Below are 18,306 nucleotides of genomic sequence, written 5' to 3' on the forward strand. Positions count from 1 at the left end.
TAGTTTTACTACGCAAAACCGGCCGGCTAAAGCGGCCTCTTCGCGAGCATCGCTACTCACAAATTATTCACGAAAGTTATCAAACTGCAACGGCTGTTCTTGATCGGTGCCACGCAGTAGCGCCATCACCTGCTGCAAGTCATCACGCTTCTTACCAGTAATGCGCAACTGCTCGCCTTGAATGGCCGCTTGTACCTTGATCTTGCTGTCTTTGATTTGCTTGATCAGTTTTTTGGCACTGGGCGCATCTATCCCTTGTTTAAAGGTTGCTTCTTGCGAGTAACGCTTACCGGTATGCACCACATCAGCCAGTTCCATGCAACGCACATCTAATTTACGCTGCACCATTTTAGCTTGAAAAATATCAGCCATTTGCTGCAACTGAAATTCAGAATCGGCGTTCAGTTTCACTTTTTCACCGTTCAATTCAAAGCTGGCGTTTGCTCCTCTAAAGTCAAAACGGGTTTCCAATTCGCGGTTGGCATTCTCGACCGCATTACGCACTTCATTCATCTCTACTTCAGACACAATATCAAAAGACGGCATGCTGGCTCCTTTAAACGGTTTTATTAATCGACAGCGATAAAAAAATACACTGGCAACAATGAAATTTCACAGCTAACGTATATGATTAACCACACATGCATAATAACAAAATTTAGGGAATAGAGTGATGACGGAATGGACCATTCTTGGAGCGGGGGCTCTAGGCTGTGTTATCGCGGGCCAACTCCACCAAAAAGGTGAACGAGTTGGTTTTATGCTTTCTGAGCGTCATCGTGGTCACTTTCATCCAAATCTGGATTTAATTACACTCAGTGGCCGCCATCAGCTCATTCAAAGCCAACCTCGTTTTCCGGAACATGCACGCAAGGTAGAATGCTTATTAGTGTTCACCAAAGCTTATCATGTGCTCGGCGCCCTTAAAGAGCTGCAGCATTTACCTAAAAGCACACCGATTATTTTATTTAACAATGGCATGGGTTTAACTGAGCAAGTTAAAGAGTTAATGCCTGATAACCCCTTACTGGTTGGCGTTTGTAGCCACGGCGCCATGAAAGAACAAGACTGGCTGGTGCGCCATACCGGCAAAGGCGAAACTTGGTTAGGCGCCTTAAATGAAGCCGGTAAAGAATGGGCCCATTTGCTTAAGCCTTTAGCTGCATCCTTAGGTCATTGTGAATGGAGTGACGATATTGCCTTGCACCAGCGCAATAAACTGGCCGTAAATGCGGTTATCAATCCACTCACCGCTTATAACAATATCAGCAATGGTCAATTAGTTGAGCCCAGATTCCATGATGTGATGGAGCAGCTGACCGACGAAGTTTATCAAGTGATAGCCCGCTTAAACGGCAGTGACGCCGAGTCTAAAGACGCGTTTCGCCGCCGCTTGCAGCAAGTGATAGAAGAAACTGCCATTAACTATTCTTCAATGCAGCAAGACTTGGCCAATGGCCGTAAAACTGAAATTGATTACATTACGGGATTTATTCTCAAGCACGCAGACGGCATACCGGTACCAGTAAGCCAGCAGTTGTATGACGAGATCAAACGCCGCGAAGCGTAAGGCCGTAAACGGCAATGTTGAATGGTTAATTTTTAATGCTTAATTAACCCTTAACACTGTGCAGTGCGCATAAAAAACGCCATCCGATTAAGGATGGCGTTTTTGTTTGTGGAATTTTTTGGCTGGCCCGTGCGTCAGAACCTGCTCCGCAGGTTTTCGCGACTTAAGCACGCGACTACATTCGTGCAGTATGCAGGTATCGCCGCCGCTTGGCTCTTGGTCTTTAGTTTAGTTTTGCTGCGCAAAACCGGCCGAATAAATTGGCCTCTACAAGGGCGATCGGCACGGCTTTGGCTCTTAGCCTTTTGTTTAACTGACCGCTTACAGCTGTATGTTAAGGCTTATACACCTTCACATTATCAAAGCCTTGCTCTTTTAAGTGAATGGCCTGCAAGCGACTCATCACGCCGCGGTCACAATATAAGAGATAGGTTTTGCTGGCGTCTAACTCACTAAACTGGCTCGACAGCTTAAAGAAAGGTATCACCTTAATTTCACGGCCAACCACGCTTAAGGGTGCCGCTTCTTCTTCTTCTGGGGGACGAATATCTAAGATAACTTCATTAGGCTCGCCGTCGCCGACACTGGCGGTAAATTCCACCTCAGGCAGCACTCGCTTATGCTCAAGAGCGCGAATGTCTTCCACGAATGCGGCTTCAATGGCGTTCTCAAGCACACTAAAATCAAAGTGGCTTTCTGCCTCTGTCACGCGGCCCAGTTTGGCTTTAATGGTGGGGCTATTAGAAATAACGCCGCAATATTCTGGCATTTTTTCTGCATAAGAGGCAGTACCAATCTGGCGCGCGATATTGATAATATCTTGCTTATCAGAGGCTACTAACGGGCGCATGATCAACATATCGGTGACTCGGTCAATCACGTTTAAGTTGGTCACGGTCTGGCTGGATACTTGGCCCATGGCCTCACCGGTAACGAGCGCATTAATGGCCAGCTTTTCTGCCACGGCCGCTCCAGCGCGCATCATCATGCGCTTAAGGATCACGCCCATATAGCCGTTTTCGACTTTTTCTAGGATCTCACCAACCACATCTTCAAACGGCACTGAAATAAACTTCACCCGGTGCGAGGAGCCATACTTTTTCCAGAGGTAGTAAGTCACCTCACGCACGCCCGCTTCATGCTCAGGGCCCCCGAGGTTAAAGAAGCAGTAATGCACGCGGCTGCCGCGCTTAATAAATTGATACGAAGACACACCCGAGTCATAACCGCCGGATATCAGGCTAAGCACGCTCTCTTGGGTGGCGATGGGATAACCGCCTAAACCTGCATATTGCTGATTCACTAAGTACAAGCGCTCGCCTTCCAGCTCAAGATTCACTTGAATGTCTGGGTTCTTCAGCTTCACGCCAGCCGTATTACAGCGCTGGTTTAAGCCGCCACCCACATAACGCTCTACGTCCAGCGAGCTAAATACTTGCTGACCACGACGTTTTGCACGTACGCAAAAAGTTTTGCCTTCCAGCAAGCTACCAAACGCCAGTTCGGCGTGAGTTAAAATCTCATCGAGTGTGGTAACGGTATGCTCTTGTACTTCTAAAAAGGACTGTATACCAGGTACACACGCCAAAATATCAATCATGGCTTGGCGATGCTCATCAAGCTGACTGCGCACAATCAACTTGTCCCATTCCGAGCGAATTTTGACGTTTTCATCCAGGTGTTTAACCACATTGCGAATGTTGCCTTGCAACAATTTGCACATGCGCTGGCGCACCGAACGACTCTTGATGGTGATTTCTGGATGAAGCTTGATAATAAATTTCATAAATTCGACGCGCCTAGCACTGGATAAAAAGACAGATAAAAACTACAAAAATAAAGAAGTACATAAAACTAAAGCCCGACATTATACATACTTCTGACGAGATTTTGTGCAAATATCAGATCAGCGTTGGGCGTTCAGTACAACCAAACACCAAGACCCTAAAGCTATTTTTGCCACGGAATACACGGACGAAGAGCAAAGAAAACGATAAGTTAAATCCACACTTAAAAACTTTCGGTTTTATCCCTTTTTCCAACGCTCTGCCTCAAGCTACCCAAAGGACTTGGTCTTAACATCTAAGAACTTTTCGCACTAATCTCATCTTAACTTTTCTGTGTAATTCCGTGTATTCCGTGGCCAATAAGTCTTTAAGAGCTCGTGTTAGCGCGGCGCGTTTAAATCCAAGGGCGGTGTAAATTTAGGCTTACCTTGAGAAATAGTAATTTCTACGCGGCGATTGCGACGACGATTATCACTGGTGTCATTTTCCGCTAAGGGCCGTGTGCCCGCCATGCCCATCACCACCATTCGCTCTTCGTTAAAGCCGTCCACTTTAAGCAACTGCTCGGCCACCGCGAGCGCGCGCTGGGAAGACAATTCCCAGTTAGAACGAAATAGCTCATTACTGCTGCGAATATCATCCGTGTGGCCAGACACTAAAATTTCACCGGGGATATCTTTGATTAAATCGCCAATTTTGCGTACAACCGGCCAAAATTGCGGCTGCAAAAACGCCGATCCTGAAGAAAAAGAAGCATTTTCTTTAATGCGGATCACCACCTGCTGACCCAGCGCTTCTATTTCAATCGCGTCATGCTCTATGGACTCGCTAAGTTCTGCTGCCAGTGCTTGAGCCACCACCATGGCTTGTTGATCCACCTGTGGCGAGTCTTGTTCAGCGCCATCTTGATTACCGCTTTCTCGGCTTTGGCCCGCGGCGCGGTCAGACTCACCCGGCTGAAAATCCAGCTCTGCTTGAGTCGAGTCGGTGGTATGCTGCATGATCACGTCTATCGGTGTAGGCTGTGGTTGGCCGGGGCGAAACTCCAGCGCTATCACTGACGTGCCCTTGGGAATTTCTGACCCCTTTAACTGATTTTGCACGCCAAAGGCGTCTTTCATGCTGCCCGCGACTTGCTTGAACTTAATTACGTCCATTTCGGAAAAGGCGAGCAAGAGCACGAAAAAGCTCATCAATATGGTCGCTAAATCCGCAAAGGTGGACATCCAAGCCGGCGCACCTGCTGGTGCTTGTTTGCACTTTTTGGCCACTACTCCTCCTTCGACCGCTTATTATCGGCCAAATAGTTTTCTAGCAAGCCTTGTAACACGCGAGGGTTTTGGCCGTCTTGGATGCCTAATACCGCATCTAAGATTAAAGTGCGATTTAGCCGTTCTTCTTCTGAGCGCAGCTCTAATTTATCGGCAATCGGCAGCGCTATCATATTAGCCAGCATGGCGCCGTATAAGGTGGTCAGCAAGGCGATGGCCATCGCCGGCCCTATGGCCTTAGGATCATCCATGTTGGCCAACATGGCCACCAAACCAATCAGGGTGCCTATCATGCCCATGGCCGGTGCCACATCGCCCAGCGCGCGAAAAATTTTTGCGCCTTGCTCTTGGCGCTCGGCGTTGAGGTCAATGTCTTTTTCCAGTGCTTGTTTCACCACGTTTTGTTCGTGGCCATCCACTAGCATGTCCACGGCTTTTTGTAAGAAGGGATTAGTAATTTCCGCTTCTTCTAACGCTAAAAAGCCGCCTTTACGGGCCGAGTCGGCCAGCACCACTACCCGCTCGATCAAGTCTTCTGGCTTTTCTAGCTTAAATAGAAAGGCTTTAGCCGCTATTTTAGCCGCACCCAAAAACTGCCCCAAATTAAACTTCATCATCACCACGAAGAAGGAGCCAACAAACACAATAAAAAACGAAGGCACGTCCGCATACATACCTAGGCTGCCTCCTAGCACCATGGCCATGCCCACAAAGGCTAATCCACCGATTAATCCGATAATCGTTGCTAAATCCAAAGCAAGGCCCTCATGGCTGATTAAAAAAATAAAGTCACAATGTTGACTGAAAAATAGGTGTCAATCTTACCTTGTTACGCACCGCTTTGTCGTCACTGGTGTTATCGGCAGCTTGGCACCTTCTTTAAGCGTTTATCGCTGTTCAGCCGACACTTCTCTATAATTTTCGCCAAAAGCCGAACGGCAATGGTACTATTGCCCCTTATTTTGCCGTTTAATCACAGAGGATGCCCGTGGCTACTAAAAAACCTGAAAACATGGATTTTGAAAGCGCCCTCGCAGAACTGGAAAATCTGGTCAATCAGCTAGAAGAAGGTGACCTGAGTTTGGAGCAATCGCTTAAATCGTTTGAACGAGGCGTGCAGCTAGTGCGCGCGGGTCAACAGCGTTTGAGCCAAGCCGAGCAGCAAGTACAGATTTTATTGCAGCAAGATGATGAGCGACTCACGCCCTTTGCCACGCTCTCTGAGGAGCAATAAGGTGGCCGAGAGCCAACTGCAGGAGCAGTATCAAGCGCGCATCAAAGCCGTGCTCAACCAAGCGATCGCCAAGCTAGGTCCACTCGCGCCTAAGCTCAAAGCCGCCATGGAATACGGTTTACTGCAAGGCGGTAAGCGCGTGCGCCCGTTATTAGTGTATGCCTCTGCTGACGTATTAAGCCCGCCATACTCGTTGCCAGAACCCAATCATGCGGCTTTGGATGCAGCAGCGGCGGCGGTGGAATGCATTCATGCCTATTCTTTGATCCATGACGACTTACCGGCCATGGATGATGACGATTTACGTCGTGGCAAGCCGACCGTACATGTTGCCTTTGATGAAGCCACCGCTATTTTAGCCGGCGACGCCCTGCAATCCTTGGCGTTTGAGTTGCTCAGCCAACCTAACTTGGGCTTAACTGCCGAGCGTCAATTACGCATGGTACAAGAGCTTGCCGTGGCCGCAGGCTATCATGGCATGTGTGGCGGCCAAGCCCTTGATATACAATATGAAGGCCAAGCCATTAACCGCGCGGCACTGGAGCAATTGCATCGCCATAAAACCGGCGCCTTGATACGGTGCGCCGTACGCTTAGGCGCGCTCTGTGTCACTGACCTGCAAGAGGCACATTTGAGTGCACTCAGCGAGTATGCACAGGCCATAGGGCTGGCTTTTCAAGTACAAGACGATATTTTGGATATTACCGCCGACACCGAAACGCTAGGTAAAACTCAAGGTAAAGATGTGCTGCAGCAAAAAAGTACCTATCCTGCCCTATTGGGCCTAGAGGGTGCGCGCAATCTTGCCGACCAGTTATTAGACCAAGCCTTGGCGTCACTGGCTGATATCCCCTACCCTACTCAAACACTGGAAGCATTCGCTCACTATATCGTGAACCGCGATTTTTAGAGTGAGGACAACAATAAGCTTATGAGTCTGAATATTGCCGATTATCCGCTCTTGGCCTTGGCGAACTTGCCCGACGAGCTACGCAGCCTACCCCAAGACCGACTGCCCGCCCTGTGCGAGGAGTTACGATCTTACCTGTTACACTCGGTGAGCAGCAGCAGTGGCCATCTGGCCTCAGGTCTTGGCGTGGTGGAGCTCACCGTCGCCTTGCACTATGTCTATAACACGCCCTTTGATCGTTTGGTGTGGGATGTAGGCCATCAGGCCTACCCCCATAAAATTCTCACCGGACGCCGGGAGCGTTTGCCCAGTATTCGCCAGCTCCAAGGCTTGCATCCTTTCCCGTGGCGCGAAGAAAGTGAGTACGACACTTTAAGTGTCGGCCACTCCAGCACCAGCATTAGTGCCGCGCTAGGCATGGCCATTGCCGCCGATCAAGAGCAGCAAGGTCGTAAAGTGGCCGCCATTATTGGCGATGGTGCCATTACCGCCGGTATGGCGTTTGAGGCGCTTAATCACGCGGGTGATATTCATAAAGATATGCTGGTTATTTTAAATGATAACGAGATGTCGATTTCTGAAAACGTCGGCGCGCTCAATAATCATTTAGCGCGCATTATGTCCGGCTCTTTGTATAGCACACTGCGTGAGGGCGGCAAAAAAGCACTGGAAATACTGCCCCCGCTAAAAGCATTGGCCAAGCGTACCGAAGAACACCTAAAAGGCATGGTAATCCCCGGTACCTTGTTTGAAGAGTTTGGCTTTAATTACGTGGGCCCCATCGACGGTCACGATATTACGACCCTTGTAGAAACACTGCGCAATATGCGCAAGCTCAAAGGCCCGCAGTTTTTACATATCATGACGCGCAAGGGCAAAGGCTACTTACCCGCCGAGCAAGACCCGATTGGTTATCATGGCGTGCCTAAGTTTGATCCGACCCAAGACTTCTTGCCCAAAGCGGCTGCTACCAGCCCCAGCTACTCCAAAATATTTGGTGACTGGCTGTGCGATATGGCAATCTCCTGTCCCGAGCTAATGGCCATTACGCCGGCCATGCGTGAAGGCTCAGGCTTGGTGCGTTATTCAAAAGAATTCCCCAAACGCTACTTTGATGTGGCCATTGCCGAACAGCATGCCATCACCTTGGCGGCCGGCATGGCCATCGAAGGCAAAAAACCGGTAGTTGCCATTTACTCGACCTTTTTACAGCGCGGTTATGACCAATTAATCCACGATGTGGCGCTGCAAAACTTAGATGTATTATTTGCCATCGACCGCGCCGGCATAGTGGGCGCCGATGGCCCGACGCATCAGGGCGCTTACGACTTAAGCTTTATGCGCACCATTCCTAATATGGTGATCATGACGCCCAGTGATGAAAACGAGTGTCGGCAAATGCTCTATACCGGCTACCAACATCCGGGCCCGGCGGCGGTACGTTACCCGCGCGGTACCGGTCCGGGTGTTGAAATCCAAGAACAAATGACCGCACTCGAGATAGGTAAAGGTCGTATTATTCGCCAAGCCAATAAAGGTAAGAGTGAAGGAAAGAGTGGGAGCAAAGGCATAGCCCTGCTTAACTTTGGCACCTTGCTCGCCGAGGCCGAACTCGCCGCCGAGCAGTTAGACGCCACCTTAGTCGATATGCGCTTCGTGAAGCCGCTCGACGAAGCCTTGCTGTTATCGCTATTAGCCGATCATGAGTTGCTGGTAACGATAGAAGAAAACGCCATCATGGGTGGCGCTGGCTCGGCAGTAAACGAATGCCTGATGCGTAATAAGAAACTGGTCGCGGTATTAAACCTAGGCTTGCCCGATGTCTTTATCGAGCAAGGCGGCCAGCAACAAATACTGGCTAAATTAGGCCTAAATGCCGAAGGTATCGTAGCCTCAATTAACGAATATCAAGCCCGCTAGATAATAAAAACCGCCAAGGCGTTACTGTACGCCTTGGCTATTCTAAGCCTATCTCTCGTAAGATGGGGTTAAGTCTCAAAACCAAAACAACACCGTGCCTCATATTTTTTACCTATAACATGCTACCTACAAAAGACGTACCTTGTAGCCGCCAATTTATTCGGCGGGCCAGCGTAGCTGGATTGGGGTTTAAATCTCAAAACCAAAACAAAACCGTGGCGAATAAATTGCCACCTACAAAAAAATCGTCTCTTGTAGCCCGCAACGTGTTCGCGGGGCCTGCGAAGCAGGATGGGGTTTAAATCTGAAAAACAACACCGTGGCTCATATTCTTTACCTACAACATGCCACCTACAAAAGACGGTTACTTTGTAGCCGCCCATCAGCTAGCTACCTAGCCACTTAACTATTTTGTTACCAGCCATCCTGTTCGCCAAGAACTCAAGATCCAGAAAAATGCCGCTAAATGTGTTAATATGTCGCTAATTTACATAATTCATGTACAGATCCTCAAAGTTTATTCTCCTCAGCTTGTGCCTGCTATTTTTCATTTAGGGAGTTATTATGACTACGCCCGTGCGCGTTCGTTATCAAACCATTGAGATTGGCCATAAAGATATTCACTTTTGTACGCTCCGAGATAATCAACAATTTAGTGATCCTAAAGGCGAAGCCGAAAAATTAGGCATTTGCGATACCTCTTGGCCTTTATTTGGGGTGGTCTGGCCCTCAAGCTTAGTGTTAGCCAACCATATGTTGGATTACAACATTACCGATAAACGGATTTTAGAGGTGGGGTGTGGCATTGGTTTATCGAGCATAGTGCTTAATCAACGCCATGCGAATATTACCGCTACCGACTACCATCCTAAGGTAGAATACTTCCTCGATAGAAATACCCTGCTGAATAACAATAAAACCATCAACTTTGAGCGTGTAGACTGGAAGGATGAGCAAAGTAAACTGGGGCATTTTGATTTAATTATTGGCAGCGACTTATTATACGAAGACCAGCATGTTCCTTTATTGGCGCGCTTTATTGATCGCCATGCCAGCCCCGACTGCAAGGTGATCTTAGTGGATCCGGGCCGCGGTAGAAGAAATAAAATTAGCAATAAGATGCTTAAGTTTGGCTTTAATAGCCGCCATATCCAGCCTTTGCATACCGACTATCTAGAGCAACCTTTTAAAGGCCATATCATGAAGTTCTCCCGCACTCAGTAATATTTTTCAGCTCATAAAAAAGGCGCGGTGAATCTCACAGCGCCTTTCATTAATCCTTAATAAGTCTAATCAAGCAGCGGCTAGTTAGGCACATCGCTCAATGAGATGGCTAAAGCCTGGGCAATACCCGCACCGTAAGCCGCGTCGGCTTTTAAGCAATGGCCAATATGGCGAATCTTAATCTCGCGCGGGGCATCGTTAATAGAGCGCGCCGTATTCTCAAACAATACTTGTTGCTGAGCAGGCGTCATCAAACGGAACAAGGCACCGGGTTGTGAGTAATAATCCGTGTCTTCTCGATGATCCCAATGACCCGCTGCACCTGAGAGCGCCAGCGGCGGCTCACTAAAGTCCGGCTGCTCTTGCCATTCACCATAACTGTTCGGCTCATAAGCCAGTGTGCTGCCGTGATTGCCGTCCACCCGCATGGCGCCGTCTCTGTGATAGCTGTGCACCGGACAACGCGGCGCATTCACCGGGATCAACTGATGATTCACTCCTAGTCGATAGCGCTGGGCATCGCCATAAGAGAATAAACGCCCTTGCAGCATTTTATCCGGTGAGAAGCTGATGCCGGGTACTATGTTGGCGGGATTAAAAGCCGCCTGCTCTATTTCGGCAAAATAGTTATCGGGGTTTTTGTTCAGCTCAAATACGCCCACTTCAAGCAACGGATAATCTTTATGCGGCCACACTTTCGTTAAATCAAAAGGATGATAAGGCACGCTTTCGGCCTCAAGCTCTGGCATCACTTGCACCAACAGTGTCCACTTAGGAAAGTCGCCATTTTCTAGGCTGTTATACAAATCAGCTTGATGACTTTCACGGTCTTTACCGATCAAGGCCTCAGCCTCGGCGTCCGTCAGGTTCTTAATACCCTGCTCGCATCGAAAGTGAAACTTCACCCAATAGCGCTCATTGTTATCGTTAATAAAGCTAAAGGTATGACTGCCAAAGCCATGCATATGGCGATAACTGGCCGGAATGCCACGGTCACTCATGACGATGGTGACTTGATGCAGTGCTTCAGGCAGCGAGGTCCAAAAATCCCAGTTATTTTTAGCGCTGCGCAAATTAGTACGCGGATCGCGCTTTACCGCGTGATTAAGGTCGGGAAACTTCAGCGGATCGCGCAGAAAAAACACCGGCGTATTATTACCTACTAAATCCCAGTTGCCCTGTTCGGTATAAAATTTCAAGGAAAAGCCCCGAATATCACGCTCCGCATCCGCCGCACCGCGCTCACCAGCCACAGTAGAGAAACGAGCCAGCAGTGGCGTTTGCTTACCAATTGCTGAGAATATCTTGGCCTTGGTGTATTTGGTAATATCCTGGGTGACGGTAAAAGTGCCGTACGCGCCCGAGCCTTTAGCGTGCATACGCCGCTCTGGGATCACCTCTCGGTCAAAGTGCGCCAGCTTTTCTAAAAACCATACATCTTGTAATAACTGTGGCCCACGGGGACCCGCCGTCATCACGTTTTGGTTGTCGGCCACGGGGCAGCCGGCGTTAGTGGTTAATTTCTTTTTATCCGTCATGAAACGTTTCCTCGTTGATAAATATGCTATTCGGGGAATATACGGGGATGAATTTCGCTCTTTAAGCATGCATTAGCGGTGCTTAAAGACCCAACTCCACAACTTATAGCCTACGGTAAATCCCAGCCAAAGCACGCCCACGGCGCACATCACGGTTAATAGGTAGCTTAACCATACTGGCACACCTAAACCCCAAGCAAAGAAAAATGCGCCCCCTTGCAAGGCCTCAAACGGAATCTGGATAAGCGGCGCGCTGGCACCACCCGCCAACATATACATAAAGCCCGCCAATCCCAGCAAGGCGATGCCCACTGCGAACATAACCGCCTTATTCATATCCTCTCCTATTGCTGGACTCAGCTTATCTGAAAGCTCACACCATGATGACCAGCCCCATCACAGGTTAGCCAATATTTATGACGTTAATATTGTTTTTCAGGCATAAAAAAACCGCTGCCGGGGCAGCGGTTTTAGCTTTAGACCTAAATCTTAAGCGAGATTACTTCTTGGCGTCAGCCGCTTTACGCTCGGCAACCTGAGCAACAACCTTTTCAGAGATGTTGTTCGGGCAAGCTGCGTAGTGTGAGAACTCCATGGAGAACTGGCCACGACCTGAAGTCATAGTACGCAGTGAACCAATGTAGCCAAACATTTCTGACAGAGGTACGTCTGCCTTGATGCGAACGCCAGTCACGCCAGCCATTTGATCTTTGATCATGCCGCGACGACGGTTCAAGTCACCAATAACGTCACCTACGTGATCTTCAGGAGTGAACACATCAACTTTCATCACCGGCTCAAGCAACTGTGGCTTAGCTTTAGCGATAGACTGACGGAACGCGCCTTTAGCAGCGATTTCAAACGCAATGGCTGAGGAGTCAACCGCGTGGAAAGCACCATCGATCAGGTCGAATTCAACGTCCAACACAGGGAAACCAGCAATGGTACCTGTGTTCATCATGCTGCCGAAACCTTTCTCGATTGCAGGCCAGAATTCTTTAGGAACGTTACCGCCCACTACAGAAGACTTGAACACGAAGCCAGTGTTCTGCTCACCAGGACGGATCTTATAGTCAATTTTACCGTACTGACCTGAACCACCAGACTGCTTCTTGTGCGTGTAGCTGTCTTCAACTTCGGCAGTAATGGTTTCGCGGTAAGCAACCTGTGGCTCACCTACAATCAGCTCAACGCCGTAGGTACGCTTCAAGATGTCGACTTTGATGTCCAGATGCAATTCGCCCATGCCTTTCAGAATGGTTTCGCCTGAATCAATGTCAGTTTCTACGCGGAACGTTGGATCTTCAGCAATCATCTTACCGATAGCTGTACCCATTTTCTCAGAACCGTTCTTATCTTTAGGCGCTACTGCGATAGAGATAACTGGCTCAGGGAACACCATGGCTTCCAGCGTACAAGGGTGTTTAGGATCACACAGAGTATGACCAGTTTGTACGTTCTTCATGCCTACGATAGCGATGATGTCACCGGCTTGTGCAGAATCCAGTTCTTTACGCTCATCGGCATGCATTTCAACCATGCGGCCAACACGTTCAGTTTTACCGGTGAAGCTGTTCATGATGGTGTCACCTTTCTTCAGGCGACCGGTGTAAAGACGTACGAACGTCAGGGCACCGAAACGGTCATCCATCACTTTAAAGGCCAAAGCTTTCAAAGGCAGAGCAGGATCAACGATAGCGAATTCGCCAGTTTCAACGCCTTCTTCATCGGTCAACGGCTGTGGATCAACTTCTAATGGGTTAGGCAGGTAATCAACTACTGCGTCCAAAATCAGCTGCATACCTTTGTTTTTAAAGGCAGAACCACAGTAAGTAGGGAACAAGGCCATGGTACGAGTACCCTTACGGATACAACGCTTCAGCTCGTCGATAGAAGGCTCGTTACCTTCCATGTAAGCTTCCATCAAGTCGTCGTCTTGTTCAACGGCGCTTTCTACCAGCATTTCGCGGTATTCTTCAACCTGGTCAACCATGTCGGCTGGCACGTCTTCGATAGTGTAGTTCTCTGGGTCACCAGAGTTGTCCCACACGTAGGCTTTACGAGTCAGCAGGTCAACTACGCCCTTAAACTCGTCTTCACGGCCAATTGGCAGCACCATGATGATTGGGTTAGCAGCCAACACGTCGCGAGTCTGTTGTACTACACGAAAGAAGTCAGCACCGATACGGTCCAACTTGTTTACGAAGATAATACGAGCAACTTCTGAGTCGTTCGCATAACGCCAGTTGGTCTCTGACTGAGGCTCAACACCACCTGAACCACAGAATACACCGATGCCGCCGTCCAGTACTTTCAGTGAACGGTAAACTTCAACGGTGAAGTCAACGTGTCCTGGAGTATCGATAACGTTAAAGCGGTGATCTTTCCAGAAGCAACTTACAGCTGCAGACTGGATGGTAATTCCGCGCTCAGCTTCCTGTTCCATGAAGTCAGTGGTGGATTCGCCATCGTGGGTTTCACCCGCTTTGTGAATACGGCCAGTAAGTTTGAGGATACGCTCGGTTGTGGTGGTTTTACCCGCATCAACGTGAGCGAAGATACCAATGTTTCTGTATTTGGATAATTCGGTCATGATTCAACTTTAAATGATGAGTTTAAGAAGTAGACGGAGCATCCAAAATTCACTGACACACCGACACAGTTTTTAGGTCGCATATTATGAATGAAAAGCTAACGGGGCGCAAATGGGAAGAACAGATATCGCACGATTTTTAATCGATCTCACCACAAATGTATAGGAATCAAAAGGCTATATACCTAGTTGAGTACGCTTTTTGGCGAAAATAGGACTCTAAATAGAGTGTGTGGAAACATAGCTATCAGCGTCAACAACACGGGTTATACGGACTAATACTTCCACATGTCCTTGTAGCCCGCCGCCTCTTGATAAAGAGGACTTCGCGGGGCCAGCGAAGCTGGATGAGGTTTAAATCTGAAAACCAAAACAACACCGTGGCGAATAAATTGCCACCTACAAGGAAATCGTCTCTTGTAGCCCGCAACTTGTTCGCGGGGCCTGCGAAGCAGGATAGTTTTTAGATTTACGCCTGCGGCCTAATGCGCGAAAAAAGCCTACGACAAAACAATCCATGTTAGTTCCGCGGCATTACTTATATGCCTAGTTGCGCCGCTAACACATAGATACCCGCGATTACTAACAGCGACATCAGGCCTAAATAGCTTAAATTCCAACGCATTAGGGCAAACGAGTCCACGCCATAGCGGCCTTGGAATGCCAGATTAATGCCCGATAAGGGCCCAGTAGCCGTGCCTAATGCCCAAGAAGACAGAAACACCAAAGACAGCAAGGTGTGATCCGGGTTGAGTGGTGACCACAAACTCGCGGCCAAGGCGATACAGACAATGGGGTGAATGCCAAGCAAGGCCAGCAGCACGGTACAGACATAAGTCACACTGGCGGCAAAGGGCCCAAAGTGACTGAATGGTAACTGCCAATTGGCGCTGAGCAAGACACTCTCCAGCCCATAAGCCAAGATGCCCGCGGCCAAAAACAGCGCCAGCTCGTTACCCATTTGTGGCAAACGTCCATTCACTAACTGTTTAATCGCGCTATAAGGCGCGCCGCGCTTGATCAGCACTAGGCTGAGGCTAAATAGGGGCGCCAGCAAGGTAATGATCGCCAAAATAGATAAATTCGGCAGCAATTTATGTAGCAGCAGTACCGATATGGCCAGTAACGAGGGCAACAACAAGGCACTCATGTGCAGCGGATAACCGACAAAATCCGCGACGGCCGCTTTTGGATAGGCATTATTTGAGGAAGGCTCAGGATCAATAGCTAACGAGGCATCAGTCTCAGGCTGGCGCGCTAACTGCCAATAAGTCAGCCCTAACGCCAAGCCCGCCAGCGGTATGCTCACCAGCCATAATTGAGTTAATTTCGCGTTAGGTGCCACACTCAAGGCCACCGCCATGGCCGCAAAAAACGGCGACCAAAAGGCCGCTGCGCTAAAGCCGCGTACCAAGACGATGGACTGCTCACGACTGAGCCGAACGCGCTGCGCCAAGCGGTCACCGATAATAAACACCGACGATAAGTTAATCACGGCGCCAAATACATGAATGGCTGCCAGCGTTGACGCCAAGGCCCCCCGCCCACGCGGTAACGGCTTGTCTTGCTCATTAGCGGGCCGACTCACCAAACTTAAGAAGCTTACCGCCACCAACATCGACAAGATGCTGACGTTGCTGCTCAGCAGGCGTGGCCATGCAAGTTCACCACCCAGCCACAGGCTAGCAACCAAGCAGCTCACGCCCACAAACAGCAATAACCCCGCTTGCAGGCGATTACGCGATGATAACCCCGGCCACAACAAGGCTGCAGCCAACCAATAGGCCAGCCCCGCCGCACTCATAGTAACCGGCAGCCCCATTAAGTTGGCACTCACCAGCAGCATGCCAAGTAAAATCAGCAGCCCCGCCAGCGGGCGGCGAGCAATAAAAAAGTAAGCGAGCAAGGGAAGGTCCTTAAAAAGCAGCGCCCGGCGCCCAGCACTAAACGCCTAGCTAACCATGACCAACCAAAAGCAGATACCGGTCAAGCCCGGCAAAACGGCCTAGTAATAGCGCGGCGCGAAGCAAAAGGCGGTGTTTATCTTAGCCGGGCGCCGAGCGTTGAGCGCCGGGCGCTTGGTGCTCGGCGCTTAGGTTTTACCCCTTATACAGCTTGGGATTAAACACATCGCGCAGCCAGTCGCCGAGTAAGTTGATCACTAATACCAGCACCACCAAGTACATACCTGGGAAGGCGGTGATCCACCAAGAGCCGGAGAAGATATAGCTAAAGCCCATGCTGATCAGGGAGCCTAATGAGGGTTGATCCACCGGCATACCTAAGCCTAAAAACGACAGTGCCGCCTCACTCATAATGGCGTTGGCCACCTGTACCGTGGAGATCACCAAGATAGGCGATAAGCAGTTGGGCAAAATATGGCGAAACATAATGCGCCCCGATTTAAAGCCCATTACCTGTGCCGCTTCGACGTATTCTTTTTTCTTCTCCGCCAAGACGGTGGCTCTGATGGTGCGCGCATATTGGGGCCACTCGGCAAGGCCAATAATCACCACCAACATTAATACAGCGTATTGGCCGTAAAACTCTGCCCCCAGCGTGGCTTGAAACACCGCCGACACGATAATGGCCACCATCATGGTGGAAAATGATAATTGCACATCGGCAAAGCGCATCAGTAGATTATCGAGCCGCCCGCCAAAGTAGCCCGCCGACAAGCCGACGATAATGCCGATCAGCAACTGTAGTGCCACCGCGCCCAAGCCAATAATGAGTGATACACGCGAGCCATATAAAATGGTGCTAAAGATATCGCGGCCCTGCACATCCGTGCCTAACCAAAAACGCGCATCACCCATATATTGCCAAGATGGCGGCAGCTCTGAGTCTAAAATATCGATAGTAGCAAGATCGTAGGGGTTATGGGGGGCGATCAGCGGCGAAAAGAAGGCGGCGATTAAGAAGGCCACAAACACCGCGAAACTCACCATGGCCACCTTGTCGCGGCGAAAATGATAGATAAAATCCGACTGCTTAAAGCGTGCCCAAGGGCCTAAGTTGGCTGCTGAGTTCATCTTATTATCCCTTTGCCGCTAGGTTTACGGTGGGGTTAATCAGGCCGTAAATTAAATCCACTAAGGTATTGGTCAGCACGAAGATGAAGCCGACAAAAATCACATAGGTGGTGATCAAAGGCGTATCCACACGGTTAATGGCATCCAAGAACAATAGGCCTATGCCCGGCCACTGAAACACGGTTTCCGTTAAAATGGTGTAGGCCACCATGGTACCGATTTGCACCCCGCCCACGGTAATCAAAGGCAGCAAGGTATTTTTAAGCGCATGCACAAACCAAATACGATGCTTATTAAGCCCCTTTGACCACGCAAATTTGACGTATTCAGCACTGAGCTGCTCAAGCATTTCTGAGCGTACTAGGCGAATAAATAGCGGCAACATAATGGATGACAAGGCAATGCTTGGCAGAATAAGATTGCGAAATCCCTGCCAGTTAAATAACCCCGACTCCCATCCCAAGGGGCTAGTGAGCACGCCACGACCATAAGCGGGCAGCCAGCCCAGCTCGATGGAAAACACATACATCAACAAGATAGCGGTTAAAAACACCGGCACAGAAATGCCGATAATGCTCACGCTCATGATCAGACGCGAAAAAAAGGCCCGCGGCTTAATGGCGCAATACACGCCCAGTGGAATACTCAAGCCAATAATCAGCACACTGGCACACAACACCAGCTCCAGCGTGGCCGGCAGTTTTTCGAAGATCACTTCTAGGGTCGGCTGCTTATACACATACGAGGTGCCAAAATCCCCTTGTAGCGCACTGCCCACGAAACGGCCGTACTTCACTATAAAAGGATCGTTTAAGCCTAAATCGGTGCGCATTTGTTCACGCACCTCTTCAGAGACCGACTGACCCACTAATTCGCGCAGCGGATCGCCTAAATTATCCTGAATCGAAAACGCCACCAAGCTGATAACAAACATTACCACTATCACTTGGAATAGCCGTTTCAATAAGAAAGTTAACATTAAATTTCCAACTTCAGCAGAAAGAGTCAATCTTTAAAGCTATTTTTGCCACGGAATAGGGACTGGAGGGTTTAAAATCTAAAACCCACAACCAAACCGTGGCGAAGTCTCTTTACCTAAGAGACGGCCACCTACAAAAGACGTGTTCCCTGTAGCCGCCAATTTATTCGGCGGGCCAGCGTAGCTGGCTAATAGTTTAATCTGGCAGCTAAAGCAGCGACTAAAACGCCGGACTACAAAGTACG

General features: G+C 49.3%; 15 protein-coding genes. 5 read left to right on the forward strand and 10 right to left on the reverse strand.

The features are described 5' to 3' along the window. Positions 1 to 63 precede the first annotated feature (63 nt). Positions 64 to 546 (reverse strand): YajQ family cyclic di-GMP-binding protein, encoded by a 483-nt coding sequence (locus tag R0134_RS11080; protein ID WP_319781982.1) that lies wholly within the window; start codon positions 544 to 546, stop codon positions 64 to 66. Positions 547 to 673: 127 nt separating this feature from the next. Here R0134_RS11080 and R0134_RS11085 point away from each other — a divergent pair, with 127 nt between their 5' ends. Continuing rightward, the gene (locus R0134_RS11085) at positions 674 to 1,570 is read left to right on the forward strand and encodes a 2-dehydropantoate 2-reductase (protein ID WP_319781983.1); all 897 of its coding nucleotides are present in this window, start codon (positions 674 to 676) and stop codon (positions 1,568 to 1,570) included. A gap of 334 nt (positions 1,571 to 1,904) precedes the next feature. Here R0134_RS11085 and thiI read toward each other — a convergent pair whose 3' ends face one another. The 3 genes from thiI to pomA all read right to left on the reverse strand — a co-directional run bounded on the left by thiI (position 1,905) and on the right by pomA (position 5,383). After that, the gene (gene thiI / locus R0134_RS11090; protein WP_319781984.1) at positions 1,905 to 3,356 is read right to left on the reverse strand and encodes a tRNA uracil 4-sulfurtransferase ThiI; all 1,452 of its coding nucleotides are present in this window, start codon (positions 3,354 to 3,356) and stop codon (positions 1,905 to 1,907) included. 381 nt (positions 3,357 to 3,737) lie between these two features. Then, positions 3,738 to 4,583, reverse strand: a complete 846-nt coding sequence (locus R0134_RS11095; protein WP_319784357.1) for a flagellar motor protein MotB — start codon at positions 4,581 to 4,583, stop codon at positions 3,738 to 3,740. A 44-nt stretch (positions 4,584 to 4,627) separates the two neighbouring features. Further along, entirely contained in the window at positions 4,628 to 5,383 is a 756-nt protein-coding gene (gene pomA, locus R0134_RS11100) for a flagellar motor protein PomA (protein WP_319781985.1), read from the reverse strand. Between the two features lie 233 nt (positions 5,384 to 5,616). Here pomA and xseB point away from each other — a divergent pair, with 233 nt between their 5' ends. From xseB to R0134_RS11120, 4 genes are all read left to right on the forward strand, one after another. Continuing rightward, positions 5,617 to 5,862 (forward strand): exodeoxyribonuclease VII small subunit, encoded by a 246-nt coding sequence (xseB, locus tag R0134_RS11105; protein ID WP_413641400.1) that lies wholly within the window; start codon positions 5,617 to 5,619, stop codon positions 5,860 to 5,862. Between the two features lies 1 nt (position 5,863). Next, entirely contained in the window at positions 5,864 to 6,772 is a 909-nt protein-coding gene (gene ispA / locus R0134_RS11110) for a (2E,6E)-farnesyl diphosphate synthase (protein WP_413641401.1), read from the forward strand. 21 nt (positions 6,773 to 6,793) lie between these two features. After that, positions 6,794 to 8,692 (forward strand): 1-deoxy-D-xylulose-5-phosphate synthase, encoded by a 1,899-nt coding sequence (gene dxs / locus R0134_RS11115; protein ID WP_319781988.1) that lies wholly within the window; start codon positions 6,794 to 6,796, stop codon positions 8,690 to 8,692. 564 nt (positions 8,693 to 9,256) lie between these two features. Continuing rightward, the gene (locus tag R0134_RS11120) at positions 9,257 to 9,916 is read left to right on the forward strand and encodes a class I SAM-dependent methyltransferase (RefSeq protein ID WP_319781989.1); all 660 of its coding nucleotides are present in this window, start codon (positions 9,257 to 9,259) and stop codon (positions 9,914 to 9,916) included. Positions 9,917 to 9,996: 80 nt separating this feature from the next. Here R0134_RS11120 and R0134_RS11125 read toward each other — a convergent pair whose 3' ends face one another. From R0134_RS11125 to R0134_RS11150, 6 genes are all read right to left on the reverse strand, one after another. Next, complete coding sequence (locus R0134_RS11125; RefSeq protein WP_319781990.1) at positions 9,997 to 11,454, reverse strand: catalase; 1,458 nt, start codon at positions 11,452 to 11,454, stop codon at positions 9,997 to 9,999. A 72-nt stretch (positions 11,455 to 11,526) separates the two neighbouring features. Next, complete coding sequence (locus R0134_RS11130) at positions 11,527 to 11,790, reverse strand: hypothetical protein (RefSeq protein WP_319781992.1); 264 nt, start codon at positions 11,788 to 11,790, stop codon at positions 11,527 to 11,529. A gap of 163 nt (positions 11,791 to 11,953) precedes the next feature. After that, positions 11,954 to 14,047 (reverse strand): elongation factor G, encoded by a 2,094-nt coding sequence (gene fusA, locus R0134_RS11135; protein WP_319781993.1) that lies wholly within the window; start codon positions 14,045 to 14,047, stop codon positions 11,954 to 11,956. A 538-nt stretch (positions 14,048 to 14,585) separates the two neighbouring features. Next, positions 14,586 to 15,953, reverse strand: a complete 1,368-nt coding sequence (locus R0134_RS11140) for a hypothetical protein (RefSeq protein ID WP_319781994.1) — start codon at positions 15,951 to 15,953, stop codon at positions 14,586 to 14,588. 193 nt (positions 15,954 to 16,146) lie between these two features. Beyond that, positions 16,147 to 17,082 (reverse strand): ABC transporter permease, encoded by a 936-nt coding sequence (locus R0134_RS11145; RefSeq protein WP_319781995.1) that lies wholly within the window; start codon positions 17,080 to 17,082, stop codon positions 16,147 to 16,149. A gap of 4 nt (positions 17,083 to 17,086) precedes the next feature. Next, positions 17,087 to 18,061 (reverse strand): ABC transporter permease, encoded by a 975-nt coding sequence (locus R0134_RS11150; RefSeq protein ID WP_319781997.1) that lies wholly within the window; start codon positions 18,059 to 18,061, stop codon positions 17,087 to 17,089. Between the last annotated feature and the right edge of the window lie 245 nt (positions 18,062 to 18,306).

This window comes from Oceanisphaera sp. IT1-181, assembly GCF_033807535.1.
Classification (GTDB): domain Bacteria; phylum Pseudomonadota; class Gammaproteobacteria; order Enterobacterales; family Aeromonadaceae; genus Oceanimonas.